Source organism: Roseibium limicola (genome assembly GCF_017313085.1).
Classification (GTDB): Bacteria; Pseudomonadota; Alphaproteobacteria; order Rhizobiales; family Stappiaceae; genus Roseibium; species Roseibium limicola.
Genome location: NZ_JAFLNF010000009.1, coordinates 1 through 13,403, shown reverse-complemented (window position 1 = coordinate 13,403; position 13,403 = coordinate 1). Strand labels below are relative to the sequence as shown.

Below are 13,403 nucleotides of genomic sequence, written 5' to 3'. Positions count from 1 at the left end.
GATTTCCAGGTTGAGGGCGTTTATCCGGGCTGCCAGCCCGGTGGTGCCATCTCGAAACCCTCAAACTGGAATCCGGGTGCGACGGTACAGCCGACCAGCGTCCAGGGACCGAGCGAACGGGCTTGTTGCCAGGCGTTGCGCGGAACGATTCCCTGAGGACGTTCGCCCTGCAGAAGATCGGCACCCAGCCGGATCACGGTCAGCTCTTTTCCATCCCGACTGAGCGACAGTTCCAGCGGACTTCCCGCATAGAAGTGCCAGGTCTCCACCGCATCCACCCGGTGCCAGCGGGAAACGATCCCCGCCGGCAACAGGAAGTAGATCAGGGTCGAGGCGGCACGCCCCTTAGCGTCGGTCATCTCATCGCGAAAGGTCTCGGCATAAAAACCCCCTTCCGGATGTGGAGACATCTGCAGCAGTTGCACCACTTCATCTGCGGTCAGGCTGGAGTGCAGAGCAATGGTGGTTTCGGGCATCGGCTCAGGCCTGGTCCTTGCGGGTGCGGATTTCGGCGAAGGCCTCCGCATCACTCGCATTGCTCATACCAAGCGCATCCTTGACGCTTTGCTCGCTGGCCCGCAGGAACGGATTGGTTGCCAGTTCCTGGCTCATGGTCGTCGGCAAGGTCGGTTTGCCATCGGCGCGCAGGGCTGACACTTCGCGGACGCGCTTCTGCAGGGCCTCGTTGTCCGGCTCGATGGTCAGGGAAAACTTGGCGTTGGCCTGGGTGTACTCATGGCCGCAATAGATGGTTGTTTCAGGCGGCAGCTTGCGCTTCAGCTTGTCGAGAGACGACCACATCATCTCCAGGTCGCCTTCAAACACCCGGCCGCATCCAAGCGAAAACAAGGTGTCGCCGGTGTGGGCGAGTTGCAGCTCCGGAATGTACCAGGAGATCTGATCAATCGTATGGCCCGGGGTGGAGATTGCCCGCACTTCGTATTCACCAACGCGGATGCTGTCGCCGTCTTCGATCATCCGGTCCATGCCCTGGATCTTGTTGAAGGACCGGGCGGGGCCCGTGACATGGGCGCCGGTCTTCTCTTTCAGCTCGCTGAGCCCCTGCACATGGTCCCAATGGTGGTGGGTGATCAGGATTTCGGTCAGTTTCCAGCCGGTTTCCTGAAGGATGTTCAAATAAGGCGCGGCCTCGGGCACGTCGACGGCAATGGTGATGTCTTTCGCGTGGTCGCGGATCAGCAGGCCGAAATTGTCGGAAAGGCAGGAAAACTGGCGGATTTCAATGGTATTTTCGTCGGACATGGACAACCTCGGTCCTGAGGGAATTGCATGTAGTCAACAGGGAGAGTGGCAAAGGGTTCCGCTTCCCGCAAGGGCCTTGCGCCGGACGGGCAATCAAGGTTCAATCGCGGCTCAGTTTCGATGGGCTCTTCATGTATCTGGACGTTGCGGACTTAAGAACCTTCTACGATTTGCCGATCGGGCGCCTGCTACGGGTGCTTATCGGGGGGCAGATCCGAACCCTGTGGCCGACCCTGGAGGGACAAACGCTGCTCGGGCTGGGGTATGCCGGGCCGTTCATGCGTCCCTATCTTGGATCGGCGGAACGGTGCATTGCGGCTATGCCGGCGCAACAAGGCGCTGTCGGCTGGCCACGTGAGACCGTGAATGCCGCGACCCTGGTGGAAGAGGCACGGTTGCCCTTCTCCGACGCGTTTTTCGACAAGGTCATCATGGTCCATGCGCTGGATCATTCCTCGCACCCGACCGATCTGCTGGAAGAAGCGCGGCGTGTGCTGGCGCCCGGTGGGCGGCTGATCGCGGTGGTTCCCAACCGGCGGGGCCTGTGGTCGCAGTCGGAGATCTCGCCCTTCGGTTATGCCCGTCCTTACTCCCGCTCGCAGCTCAAGGGGCTGTTGCGGTCCTGCCAGTTCGATGTGGTGGCAGATCGTGAAGCGTTGTTCCTGCCGCCAACGAAGGCGCCTTTCGTGCTGCGCTCGGCGCGAACCTGGGAAGGCGTCGGGCGTCGGCTTTGGCCGGCCTTCAGTGGGCTGTTGATCGCCGAGGCGGAAAAGAAGGTCTACCGGGGCATTCCGGCGGAAAAGGGCAAGAATCCGCTGCGGGTGCTGCGCCCGGTGTTCATTCCGGAAGGCACGGCCATCGGCATGAAGGCGGAATACCGCGCTTCCGACACCTGAAACCTAGCGCCGCAGTACGTAGACCGCCTGATTGGCCAGCAGATTCCAGACTTTCCATGGGGCGGGAAAGTTGATTCGGGTGCCGCCTGAATTCAGCGGAATGGCCTGCTCCACGGTCGCATTCAGCTGATCGCAGAGACTGCCGAAGTCCTTGAGCGAGCAAAAGTGGATGTTCGGCGTGTTGTACCACTCGTAAGGCAAGTATTTGGTCACCGGCATGTGGCCAAGCAACCCAAGCTGCATCCGGTTGCGCCAATGGGCGAAATTCGGAATCGAGATGATCACCTGCTTGCCGATGCGCAGCAGCTCGTTCATCACTTGTTCCGGGTCACGGGTCGCCTGCAGCGTCTGGCTCATCACCACCACGTCGAAAGCGTTGTCCGGATAGTCTTCCAGATCGGTATCGGCATCGCCCTGAATGGCGGACAAGCCCTGCTCGACGCACTTGTTTACGCCCTGCTGTGACAACTCGATGCCACGTCCGTCGACCTTGCGCTCGGCTTGAAGCAGCGCCAGCAGTCCACCATCACCGCAGCCAATGTCGAGCACGCGGGAGCCTTCGGGCACCAGACTGGCAACCACGTGATGATCGCCGCGAATGGCTGTGCCATTGTAGTTCAGGGACACTTCAACCATCTCAGTTTGCTCCTCCGGGCGCAGGAATGCCCCGGGCCCGCGCCGCCCCGGTGATGAAGCCGCGAATGGTGGAGAACATCTCCGGCACATCCAGCAGAAATGCGTCGTGGCCACGGTCGCTGTCGACTTCGACGAAGGAAACGTTGGCGGCGGCTGCGTTCAGCGCCTTGACGATATTGCGGCTCTCGGATGTCGGGAACAGCCAGTCGGAGGTGAAGCTCATGACGCAGAACCGTGTGGTTGTGCCGGTGAACGCCAGCGGCAACGAGCCGAATTCGGCCGCCAGATCGAAGTAGTCCATGGCACGGGTGACATAGAGATAGGAATTGGCGTCGAACCGGTCGACGAAGGTCATGCCCTGGTGGCGGAGATAGCTCTCGATCTGGAAATCGGCATCGAAACCAAAGGTCAGATCTTCCCGGTCCTGCAGGTTTCTGCCAAATTTCTGATGCAGCGAACTGTCGGACATATAGGTGATATGCGCCGCCATCCGGGCCACCGCCAGGCCCTTCAGCGGCCGCTTGTCTTCTGCAATATATGCGCCCTCGCACCAGTCCGGATCTGCCATGATGGCCTGGCGCCCGACTTCGTGGAAGGCGATGTTCTGGGACGAATGGCGGGCGCCGGTGGCAATCGGCACGGCAGCGAACACCCGCTCCGGATAGCTTGCCGCCCATTGCAACACCTGCATGCCGCCCATCGAGCCGCCGACCACGGCAAACAACGTATCGATGCCGAAACGATCAACCAGCTTGGCCTGAGCCCGCACCATGTCGCGGATCGTCACGACGGGCATGCTCACGGCATAGGCCTTGCCGGTGGCCGGGTTGATGGAAGCAGGACCGGTGGTGCCAAGACAGCCGCCAAGAACATTGGCGCAAAGGACGAAATACTTGTCCGTATCAATCGGCCGCCCCGGACCAACCATGCGCTCCCACCAGCCGGGCTTGCCGGTGACCGGGTTGTTGGAAGCGACATATTGATCGCCGGTCAGGGCATGACAGATCAGAACGGCGTTGGACTTGTCCGCATTCAGCTCGCCGTAGGTCTCATAGGCGATCTGCCAGGGGGCGATGCTCTTGCCGCTGTCGAGATGCAGAGGATCGTCGACGCCGAACTTGGCGAGTTGGCTGCTCGGTCGATCAACCTCGGCGATGGAGAGGGCGTGAAGTGTAGGTGCGGATGTCTCGTCGGCCATGGTCTGCCAATTCTGGTTTCCGAAGTTCGATGCCGTTTTCGCCGACAGGTCCTGGGTGCAGGCTGCAACGGGATGGGCAAGCTATCAGCACCTAGGGGGAGGGGGAGCGCAAGTCAATGGTTTGCTGCGGGTCTCGCCGGAGTTTGATCTCTACCGTGCAGCGGCAATTTTAGAAGCTCAGGAGCTGGTGACGCGAAGTTTTTCTTTTTACAGAGCAAGCTGCGGGGTATAGACCCCGAAACGGTTGGCTTGTTAAATCCCGTCACGGAGCGGGTGTTGGGCCGGTTCGTCCAGTTTTGCAGAAGGCCGGCGTCTCCGGTCTTCGTTCCCGGGGATTTCGTTGATGACCGAGACATCCAGTGCTCTTGCCGATGTGACCACAAACCGTCCGCAGCCGCGTGCCAGCGTGATGGAAATTGCCGCCTATGTGCCGGGAAAATCCAAAGGCAGCCATGGTGTCACCCGGCATAAGCTTTCGTCGAATGAAACACCGCTTGGCGCCAGTCCCAAGGCGCAGGCTGCCTTGATTGATCTGGCCGGTGCGCTGGAGCTTTATCCTGACGGGTCTTCCACGGCGCTACGCGATGCAATTGCCACGGTGCACGGTCTGAACCCGAACCGCATCATTTGCGGTGCCGGATCGGATGAGGTGCTGTCGCTGCTGGCCTATGGCTATCTGGAGCCGGGTGACGAGGCGATCTACTCCGAGCACGGCTTTCTGGTTTATGACATTGCCATCAAGGCCGCCGGTGCGACGCCGGTGATTGCGCCGGAAAAAGATCTGACCACCGACGTTGATGCGATCCTGGCGCGGGTTACCGACAAGACCAAGATGGTCTTTATCGCCAATCCGAATAATCCGACAGGCACCTATCTGCCGTTTGACGAAGTGCGCCGCCTGCACGCGGGCCTGCCGTCGACCGTTCTGCTGGTGCTTGACGCGGCTTATGCGGAATACGTGCGCCGCAATGATTACGACAGCGGCATGGAGCTGGCCGCCACCTCGGAAAACGTCGTGATGTCGCGCACCTTTTCCAAGATCTACGGTCTTGCCAGCCTGCGCCTTGGCTGGTGTTTCGGTCCGGACCATGTCATCGACACGCTCAACCGGATCCGCGGTCCGTTCAACGTCAACGGTCCGGCGCTTGTTGCCGGTATCGAGGCGGTGAAAGACAAGGCCTTCGTTGAAGCCGCCGTGCAGCACAATGAAACCTGGTTGCCATGGGTGACGAACGAGCTGGAAGGTCTTGGCCTGAAAGTGACGCCGAGTGTCGGCAATTTTGTCTTGATTCACTTCCCTGATGAAGCGGGCAAGGGCGCGGACGCTGCAGACGAATGGCTTCTGGAGCGTGGTTGCGTGCTGCGTCGTGTGACCAACTACGGCCTGCCGAACGCCCTGCGCATGTCCATCGGCTCGGAAGAGGCCAATCGCGAGATTGTCGCCCTTCTGAGCGATTTCCTGAAGAAATAAGGCAGCATCAGCCAGTCTATGTCCGAGCCCCTGTTTGAACGTTTGACCCTGATCGGCATTGGTCTGATCGGGTCCTCCATTGCCCGGGCCGCGAAGGTTCGGGGTGTCGTGCGCCATATCACCATCTGCGATGAGTCTGCGGTGCATCTGGCCCGGGCCGAAGAGCTCGAGCTCGGAGATCGATATTGTGGCGACGCGGGAGAGGCTGCCGAGGGGGCTGATCTGGTGCTGTTGTGCACGCCGGTTGGCGTCAGTGGTGCCCTGACGAAGCGGATGGGGGCTTTCCTGAAGCCCGGTGCCATTCTGTCGGACGTCGGATCGACGAAGGCCACTGTTGTCGGTGAAGTGCGCCCACATGTTCCCGAAGGCGTGCATTTCATCGCCGGTCACCCATTGGCAGGGACTGAGCAGTCCGGCCCAGATGCGGGCTTCTCCAGCCTGTTTGAGAGCCGCTGGTGCATTCTGACGCCGGACCAGCCCGACGCCGATGCAGCAGCAATTGCTGCGCTCAGCCGCTTCTGGGAGGGCCTGGGCTCGACCGTCGACATCATGGACCCGGATCATCACGACCGGGTTCTGGCCATCGTGTCGCATCTGCCGCATCTGATTGCCTACAACATCGTCGGCACGGCAGATGATCTGGAAACAGTGACAAAGTCGGAAGTGATCAAATATTCCGCGTCGGGTTTTCGTGACTTTACTCGCCTGGCGGCCTCTGATCCGACCATGTGGCGAGACGTGTGCCTGCACAACAAGGATGCCATCCTGGAAATGCTGGGCCGGTTTTCGGAAGATCTGGCCGCCTTGCAGCGGGCTGTGCGCTGGGGCGATGGCGATCAGCTGTTTGACCTTTTCACCCGCACGCGCGGCATTCGCCGTTCGATCATCGAGGCGGGCCAGGAAACCGACGAGCCGGATTTCGGGCGCCATCACCCGAAAGACTGAGACGCTGCACCCACGCCCTAGTGGTTGCGGTTGGAGATGAAGTCTGCCAGCTCGATCAAGGGCTTGGCTTTCTCACCAAACGGCTGCAGCAGGGCTGTGGCTTCTGCCTGAAGCTTCGCCAGTTCCGCGCGGGTTGCGTCCACCCCGTGCAGGCCGACGAGGGTTGCCTTGCCGGCAGCAGCATCCTTGCCGGTTGCCTTGCCTGTCGTTTCCGCGCTGGCTTCCACATCCAGCAGATCGTCGGCGAGCTGAAACGCCAGACCTATGATTTCGCCAAAACGTGTCAGGCGGTCGACGTCGCCTTCGTGTGCGTTGGCCAGCAGAGCGCCGGCGCGACAGGCATAGCGCAACAAGGCGCCGGTTTTCATCGCTTGCAGCGTACGGATCTCCTGTTCGGAGCGTGCCCGGCTTTCAGATTCCAGATCGAGCATCTGACCGCCCGCCATGCCGCCGATACCAGCGGCGCGGGACAGCTCGCGCGTCAGAACCAGTCGCACCGCAGGGTCTTCATGCACCGGGTCAGCGGTGATGGCGTCGAAGGCGAGGGTCAACAAGGCATCGCCAGCCAGAATGGCTGTTGCTTCGTCAAACGCCTTGTGAACAGTGGGGCGGCCACGTCGCAGATCGTCATCATCCATGGCTGGCAGGTCGTCATGCACCAGTGAGTAACAATGGATGAATTCCAGCGCCGCAGCTGCTGTCAGCACCCCATCGTCCTGACGGCCGAAGAGCTCAGCGACTTCCATGACGAGGATCGGTCGCAGGCGTTTGCCTCCAGCCAGGACCGCATGGCGCATCGCCGCCATGAGACGTGGCGGACGCTCGTTTTCCTGGGACAGGGGTGCGTCGGCAAGCAGGGATTCGAGCACCGGCTCCATGCGGGCGCCCAAACGCGGCAGGCGAAGAGTGAGGATTTCAGTCAAGATCAGTCCAGTTCGGTGCAAGCTTTCGCCCAGTGGTCGACTGGAGCTGAGTTTCCTGTGTTCCCTCACCCGAAATACGGTTCGGGTCAAGCCTGAGTCTCTCGCGAAGCCTTCGTGCCGTGATGGAAACCACGCTGCGGGCTTTGCCATTTGCCTCTCTAGGCTGGAACGAAGAGCTCGTGTAGGCTCGCGATCCAGCCTTGGCGAAGGTTTTGGAACAGGTGAAAATGGCGTGCGGACGGCAAGTGTGGCCGGTCCGCCTGGGCAAGGGGTCGGGGCCTATATGGGGCAGGCAAGGACAAACCGGGGCGGCGCGACCGCAAGCTCGGGAACGCGGCGACGTGGCATGAGACTTCCTTCATCGAAGGGTGGATGGGCGAAGCTCAGTGCTTTTGTGTTGGCGTTGATCGTTGCCGCCCCGATCTTTCTGACGATCGTTTATTCCATCGTGCCGCCGATCAGCACATTGATGGTCGGGCGCTGGGCGCAGCTGCTGTGGGTCGACCGGCAGTGGGAGCCGCTGGAAAACATCTCGCCCAATCTGGTGAAGGCGGTCATCACCTCCGAAGATGCGCGTTTTTGCGAGCATGACGGGGTGGATTGGCGGGCGCTGCAGAAACAGGTCGAGGTGTTGAGCGAAGGCGAGGCGCCGCGCGGGGCCTCCACCTTGACCATGCAGACTGCCAAGAACCTGTTCCTGTGGAATGGGCGCTCCTATGTGCGCAAAGGGCTGGAGCTGCCGTTGGCGCTCGTCCTCGACGGCATCCTGACCAAACGGCGGATGATGGAGATTTATCTCAACGTGGCGGAATGGGGCGAGGGCATTTTCGGGGCGGAAGCAGCCGCTCAGGCCTGGTTCGGCAAGCCGGCGAAAGATCTGACCCGGACGGAGGCAGCGAGACTGGCGACTGCCTTGCCGGATCCGTTGGGAAGAAACCCGGCCAAACCTTCGCCAGGGCATCGAAAATTGTCTGCGACCAACGTTGCGAGGGTCGCGCAGGCCGGTCCGATATTTTCCTGTGTTCTGGACGGTTGACCTCAGCTCAATTCCAGATAAAAGACGCACAGAAGAAATTTTAGTCGATGGACTGGCAAAGTACGGATCTAACCTGTATAACGCCGCCCATTCCAACACGCTGCGTGACGCCACGCCCCGGGCTTACCCCGGTCCGGGCCGCGCAACTATGGACCACGGAGAAGAATAAAATGGCCGTACCAAAGAGGAAAACGTCGCGCATGAAGCGCGGTTTTCGCCGTTCCGCGGACGCCCTGAAGCAGCAGGCTTATGTGGAAGACAAGGATTCGGGCGAACTGCGTCGCCCGCACCACGTCGACCTGAAGTCCGGCATGTACCGGGGCCGTCAGATTCTGACGCCGAAGGAAGACTAATCGTCTGCCAAAGCTGATGGGTCGCTGGATGGTGACTTCTCAATAAGTTCAAGGCCGTCCGGTTCGGGCGGCCTTTTTCTTTGTCCGTTGCTTGCGGGCGTTTCCTGGGCGGGTCCAGCGCGCAACCGACTGTCATCCTTTCGGTTTATCTGTAGACTGGCGGTAAATTGCCGCTACCGACTTCAAGATCAAGGAATGTCCATGGCCCTTCTTGCCGCCCTGCCGCTGACGGTTATCCCGTTTCTCATCTACAATGTGCTGGCCTTGTTCGGCGGGCCGGGCCTGTCGTTCCAATCGGAAATGTTCTCCATTCCGATGGTATCGGGGGCGATTTTCGCCATGACCTTTGCCGACCTTCTGGTCGCGGGGTCGCTGATCCTGCTGTTCTTTGAAATTCTGAAGGCGACAAAGATCGGCAAGGCAGCGCTGATCGACCACATCCTGTCGGTTCTGGTGTTTGTCGCCTATCTGGTGGAATTCCTGATCCTGCCTCAGGCAGCAACGTCGCTGTTCTTCATCCTGATGGTGATTTCCCTCGTCGATGTGATCGCCGGGTTCTCAATTTCCATTACAGGCGCGCGGCGCGACGTGACCTTCGGTTCTGGCGAAGGCCCTTACTGAGCGGTAAAAGACATCATCTGCTGAAACCAAAGCGACCGAAGCCTTCTCAGGCTTCGGTTTTTTCGTCTGCGAGCGCGTGGCGCTGAATCAGCGGCAGCTGGGTCATGGTGAACAGCAAGGTTAGGGGCATGACGCCGAAAACCTTGAAGTTGACCCAGAAATCGGTCGAAAAATTGCGCCAGATGATCTCGTTGATGATGGCGAGAACGAAAAAGAAGATGCCCCAGCGAAACGTCAGAATGCGCCAGCCCTGTTCCGACAGACGGAACGCTCCGTCAAAGACGTACCCGAGCAGCGACTTGCCGAAAAGCAAACCGCCGAGCAGTACCGAGCCGAACAACACGTTGACGATGGTCGGCTTCAGTTTGATGAAGAGATCGTCGTGCAGCCAGAGCGTCAGCGCGCCGAACACCAGCACCACGACGCCGGTGACGAGTGGCATGATCGGCAGACGCCGGGTCAGCCACAGCGAGACGGCCAGCGAGACGGTGATCGCCACCATGAAGGCGGCTGTCGCCAGGAAAATCGGCTTGCCGAGTGTCTGAAGGACGGGAAACAGCTCTGCAATCTGCGCACCCTTGGCATTGAACAGGAAGAAGACCCCCAGCGGGCCGAGCTCCAGTGCCAGCTTCAAAAGCGGCGAGATCTCTTTGCGGGTCGGGTCGTTCGGCGCGTGTTCAAATTCCATGGTCTGGTGCGGCTCCGGATCGGTTCAGTCAGCTTTCGTCCCGGAGATAGGCAGCCGGGAGGGGCGGGGTCAAGCTCTGATGGGTCATGAAAACGGCAGAATGATGCCAAATGCAGAAAGGCGCCCATTGTGGCGCCTTTCGTTTGAAGCCGAGATCTTGGGCGTACGAGACGCTGATCAGCCGTTGGCGATGTACTGGCCGCCGTTGACGGTCATGACCGAGCCGGTCATGAAGGCGGCGGCGTCAGAGGCGATGTAGACCACCGTCTGGGCGATTTCCTCCGGATGGCCGAGGCGACCGACCGGAATGCCGGCGACGATCTTCTCCAGCACCTTTTCCGGCATCGCAGCGACCATGTCGGTGTTGATATAGCCCGGGCAGATGCAGTTGACTGTCACGCCCTTGAAGGCGTTTTCCTGGGCCAGCGCCTTGGTGAAGCCGATCACGCCGGCCTTGGCAGCAGAGTAGTTGGCCTGACCCATCTGGCCCTTCTGGCCGTTGATCGAGGAGATGTTGATGATGCGCCCGGAAGCGCGGGCACGCATGCCTTCGATGACCGGGCGGGTCATGGTGAACATGCTGTCCAGATTGGTGGAGAGTACGGCGCGCCACTGGTCGAAGCTCATCTTGTGGAACATGCCGTCGCGGGTGATGCCGGCGTTGTTGACCAGCACTTCGACCGGGCCGAGTTCGGCCTCGACCTTGGCAATGCCATCGGCGCATTCATCCGGATTGGCGACGTCCCACTTGTAGACATGAATGCCGGTTTCCGCCTTGAAAGCCTCGGCTTTTTCGGTGTTGCCGGCATAGGTTGCAGCGACGGTATAGCCTGCTGCCTGCAATCCCCTGGAAATCGCTTCGCCAATTCCGCGCGTGCCGCCAGTGACCAGTGCGACCTTACTCATTCTACCCTCCTCGGATTTTCATGGTGACCTGTTCCGGTCGTTCCCCTTGTGTTTTTGGTCCAGGACGGAGCCGGGGACGTTCCCGGTGACCCCGTCCTGCGTGTCTCATTGGCGCGGCGAGAGTGGTGTCCCGCGCAACCGGCAACGCCTGTTGATCAGCGCTCGAGGCACATGGCGACACCCATGCCACCGCCGATGCACAGGGTCGCAAGGCCCTTCCTGGCGTCGCGACGCCCCATTTCGTGTAACAGGGTGGTCAGGATGCGGGCGCCAGAGGCGCCGATCGGATGACCGATCGCAATGGCGCCACCGTTGACGTTGACCACATCCGGGTTCCAGCCCATGTCCTTGTTGACGGCACAGGCCTGAGCGGCAAAGGCTTCGTTGGCTTCCACGAGGTCGAGATCGGAGGCGGCCCAGCCGGCCTTCTCCAGAGCCTTGCGGGAAGCGGGGATCGGACCGGAGCCCATGATTGCAGGATCGACGCCAGCGGTCGCCCAGGAGGCAATGCGGGCCAGCGGTGTCAGGCCTCGACGCTCGGCTTCAGCGGCACTCATGACTACCAGAGCAGCAGCGCCATCGTTGATGCCGGAGGCGTTGCCCGCTGTGACGGAGCCTTCCTTGGTAAAGGCGGGGCGCAACTTGGCAACGCTGTCGAGGGTGGCACCGTGGCGGATGTATTCATCGTCTTCCACGATAGTGTCGCCCTTGCGTCCCTTGACGGTCACGGGGGTGATCTCGGCCTTGAACTTGCCGGCTTTCTGGGCTGCTTCGGCCTTGTTTTGCGAGGCGACGGCGAAAGCGTCCTGCTGATCGCGGGAGATGTCCCACTTGCTGGCGACATTCTCGGCGGTCTGACCCATGTGGTAGCCGTTGAAGGCGTCCCACAGGCCATCCTTGATCATCGTGTCGATCATCTTGAAATCGCCCATCTTGTAGCCGGAGCGCATATGCGCGCAATGCGGCGACTGGGACATGTTTTCCTGACCACCGGCGATCATGATGGTGGCATCGCCACACATGATCTGCTGGGCGGCGATCGCAACGGTACGCAGACCGGAACCGCAGACCTGGTTCAGGACCCAGGCCGTCGCACCTTCGGAAATACCGGCGCCGATTGCGGCCTGGCGGGCCGGGTTCTGCCCCTGACCACCTGTCAGGACCTGGCCGAAGACAACTTCGTCGATCTCTGAAGGGGATACGCCTGCCTTCTCGATGGCGGCCTTGATGGCTGTCGCGCCAAGCTCATGGGCTGCGACTGAGGCAAAGGCGCCATTGAAAGACCCGACAGGGGTCCGGGTGGCACTGACTATCACGACATCGTTGGAAGCACTCATGATCTACTCCGGGTTCGTCCTCCTGGAAGGGCAAGCAGTCGGCAGGATTGTTCCTCCCTGCGATCCGCGTGCCCTCGTCTGCAACGACTAGAAGACGTGGTTAAGTGGATGTCAACCGTTGTTCGGACTGCAGCAATTCATCCATTTGGCTGTGCTGCATTGCGGTCGATGCAGTTGGCTAAGATCCTGTAGGCGTATGAAAAGACTGGCCAGCCTCCCGGTTCTTGGCATAGTCTGAAAGTCGGAGGAGTTGGTGGTGCGCTACTTGGTGCGCTGCCGAACTGGAACATACCTCAGGCGCAGAAAAGGCGCGTGATGGCAATTGTGACGGAAGATGGGAATGGCCAAGACCGACGAGCCGACAATCATCAAGAAATACGCCAACCGCCGTCTCTACAATACGGGCACCAGCACCTATGTGACGCTGGAGGACCTGGCGGTGATGGTGAAGGGGCAGGAGGACTTTGTTGTCTTTGACGCAAAGTCGGGAGATGAAATTACCCGCTCGGTGCTGACGCAGATTATATTCGAACAAGAGGGCAAGGGGCAGAACCTTCTGCCAATCCCTTTCTTGCGCCAGCTGATCGGGTTCTACGGCGATAGCATGCAGGGGATGGTTCCGAGCTTTCTGGAATACTCCATGACGTCGCTGACCCAGGAGCAGGAGAAGATGCGCTCGCAGATGAGCGATACCTTCGGCGGTGGTGCGTTTGAAGCGATTGAAGATCAGGTCAAGCGCAATGCCGAGATGTTCGAGCGGGCGATGAAGATGTTCATGCCGTTTGCACAGGCAGAGAGCGGGGCTGCTGCCGGCGGTGAGGAAGCGCAGCAAAAGCCTGCGCCAAAAGCCGATACTTCATCCGATCTGGATGAGATGAAAAAGCAGATGGCTGCCATGCAGGCGCAACTCATGGCATTGAGCGGAAAAAAATAGATCGTGCGCAAGCGTCCCGGTGGCGCAGCGTCGACGCAATGACAAAAGGCCCTGAACTGTGTTCAGGGCCTTTTCAGACTGCTGACAAACCCGTCGATTTCCGGCGGGTTTGTTTTTTAAGCTTTTGCTTTGTGGCGATTGTCCGCGTTTATGGGTTTGTTTTTTGCGGGCTTGCCTGTGTCACGCGGGGGCTTGT

Annotated in this window: 15 protein-coding genes; 7 read left to right on the top strand and 8 right to left on the bottom strand. The window is 60.2% G+C overall.

Going from position 1 to position 13,403, the window contains the following annotated elements:
• Positions 1-20: 20 nt before the first annotated feature.
• Together J0X15_RS17755 and gloB are read right to left on the bottom strand one after the other, a co-directional pair.
• A complete protein-coding gene (locus tag J0X15_RS17755; RefSeq protein ID WP_206943710.1) occupies positions 21-476 on the bottom strand; it encodes a cupin domain-containing protein in 456 nt (151 codons plus the stop codon).
• A 4-nt stretch (positions 477-480) separates the two neighbouring features.
• On the bottom strand, positions 481-1,263 hold the full coding sequence (gene gloB / locus J0X15_RS17750) for a hydroxyacylglutathione hydrolase (RefSeq protein WP_206943707.1): 783 nt from the start codon (positions 1,261-1,263) through the stop codon (positions 481-483).
• Between the two features lie 131 nt (positions 1,264-1,394).
• Here gloB and J0X15_RS17745 point away from each other — a divergent pair, with 131 nt between their 5' ends.
• A complete protein-coding gene (locus J0X15_RS17745; RefSeq protein WP_206943698.1) occupies positions 1,395-2,159 on the top strand; it encodes a class I SAM-dependent methyltransferase in 765 nt (254 codons plus the stop codon).
• Between the two features lie 3 nt (positions 2,160-2,162).
• Here the strand turns inward: J0X15_RS17745 and metW are convergent, their stop codons facing one another.
• Both metW and metX read right to left on the bottom strand, forming a co-directional pair.
• Entirely contained in the window at positions 2,163-2,795 is a 633-nt protein-coding gene (gene metW, locus J0X15_RS17740) for a methionine biosynthesis protein MetW (protein ID WP_206943696.1), read from the bottom strand.
• Between the two features lies 1 nt (position 2,796).
• The gene (metX, locus tag J0X15_RS17735; protein WP_206943694.1) at positions 2,797-3,993 is read right to left on the bottom strand and encodes a homoserine O-acetyltransferase MetX; all 1,197 of its coding nucleotides are present in this window, start codon (positions 3,991-3,993) and stop codon (positions 2,797-2,799) included.
• Positions 3,994-4,336: 343 nt separating this feature from the next.
• Here metX and J0X15_RS17730 point away from each other — a divergent pair, with 343 nt between their 5' ends.
• Together J0X15_RS17730 and J0X15_RS17725 are read left to right on the top strand one after the other, a co-directional pair.
• The gene (locus J0X15_RS17730; RefSeq protein WP_206943692.1) at positions 4,337-5,464 is read left to right on the top strand and encodes a pyridoxal phosphate-dependent aminotransferase; all 1,128 of its coding nucleotides are present in this window, start codon (positions 4,337-4,339) and stop codon (positions 5,462-5,464) included.
• 18 nt (positions 5,465-5,482) lie between these two features.
• Positions 5,483-6,409 (top strand): prephenate/arogenate dehydrogenase family protein, encoded by a 927-nt coding sequence (locus tag J0X15_RS17725; RefSeq protein WP_206943690.1) that lies wholly within the window; start codon positions 5,483-5,485, stop codon positions 6,407-6,409.
• 17 nt (positions 6,410-6,426) lie between these two features.
• Here J0X15_RS17725 and J0X15_RS17720 read toward each other — a convergent pair whose 3' ends face one another.
• The gene (locus J0X15_RS17720) at positions 6,427-7,287 is read right to left on the bottom strand and encodes a polyprenyl synthetase family protein (protein WP_206944153.1); all 861 of its coding nucleotides are present in this window, start codon (positions 7,285-7,287) and stop codon (positions 6,427-6,429) included.
• 391 nt (positions 7,288-7,678) lie between these two features.
• Here J0X15_RS17720 and mtgA point away from each other — a divergent pair, with 391 nt between their 5' ends.
• From mtgA to J0X15_RS17705, 3 genes are all read left to right on the top strand, one after another.
• A complete protein-coding gene (gene mtgA, locus J0X15_RS17715) occupies positions 7,679-8,368 on the top strand; it encodes a monofunctional biosynthetic peptidoglycan transglycosylase (protein WP_206943688.1) in 690 nt (229 codons plus the stop codon).
• Between the two features lie 170 nt (positions 8,369-8,538).
• Complete coding sequence (gene rpmF / locus J0X15_RS17710; protein WP_206943686.1) at positions 8,539-8,721, top strand: 50S ribosomal protein L32; 183 nt, start codon at positions 8,539-8,541, stop codon at positions 8,719-8,721.
• 201 nt (positions 8,722-8,922) lie between these two features.
• Entirely contained in the window at positions 8,923-9,342 is a 420-nt protein-coding gene (locus J0X15_RS17705; RefSeq protein WP_206943684.1) for a hypothetical protein, read from the top strand.
• 46 nt (positions 9,343-9,388) lie between these two features.
• Here J0X15_RS17705 and J0X15_RS17700 read toward each other — a convergent pair whose 3' ends face one another.
• The 3 genes from J0X15_RS17700 to J0X15_RS17690 form a co-directional block, all read right to left on the bottom strand.
• Entirely contained in the window at positions 9,389-10,030 is a 642-nt protein-coding gene (locus tag J0X15_RS17700; RefSeq protein WP_206943682.1) for a septation protein A, read from the bottom strand.
• A gap of 177 nt (positions 10,031-10,207) precedes the next feature.
• Complete coding sequence (phbB, locus tag J0X15_RS17695; protein WP_206943680.1) at positions 10,208-10,936, bottom strand: acetoacetyl-CoA reductase; 729 nt, start codon at positions 10,934-10,936, stop codon at positions 10,208-10,210.
• A gap of 155 nt (positions 10,937-11,091) precedes the next feature.
• A complete protein-coding gene (locus J0X15_RS17690; protein WP_206943679.1) occupies positions 11,092-12,273 on the bottom strand; it encodes an acetyl-CoA C-acetyltransferase in 1,182 nt (393 codons plus the stop codon).
• Positions 12,274-12,613: 340 nt separating this feature from the next.
• Here J0X15_RS17690 and phaR point away from each other — a divergent pair, with 340 nt between their 5' ends.
• A complete protein-coding gene (gene phaR, locus J0X15_RS17685; RefSeq protein ID WP_206943676.1) occupies positions 12,614-13,207 on the top strand; it encodes a polyhydroxyalkanoate synthesis repressor PhaR in 594 nt (197 codons plus the stop codon).
• Positions 13,208-13,403 lie beyond the last annotated feature (196 nt).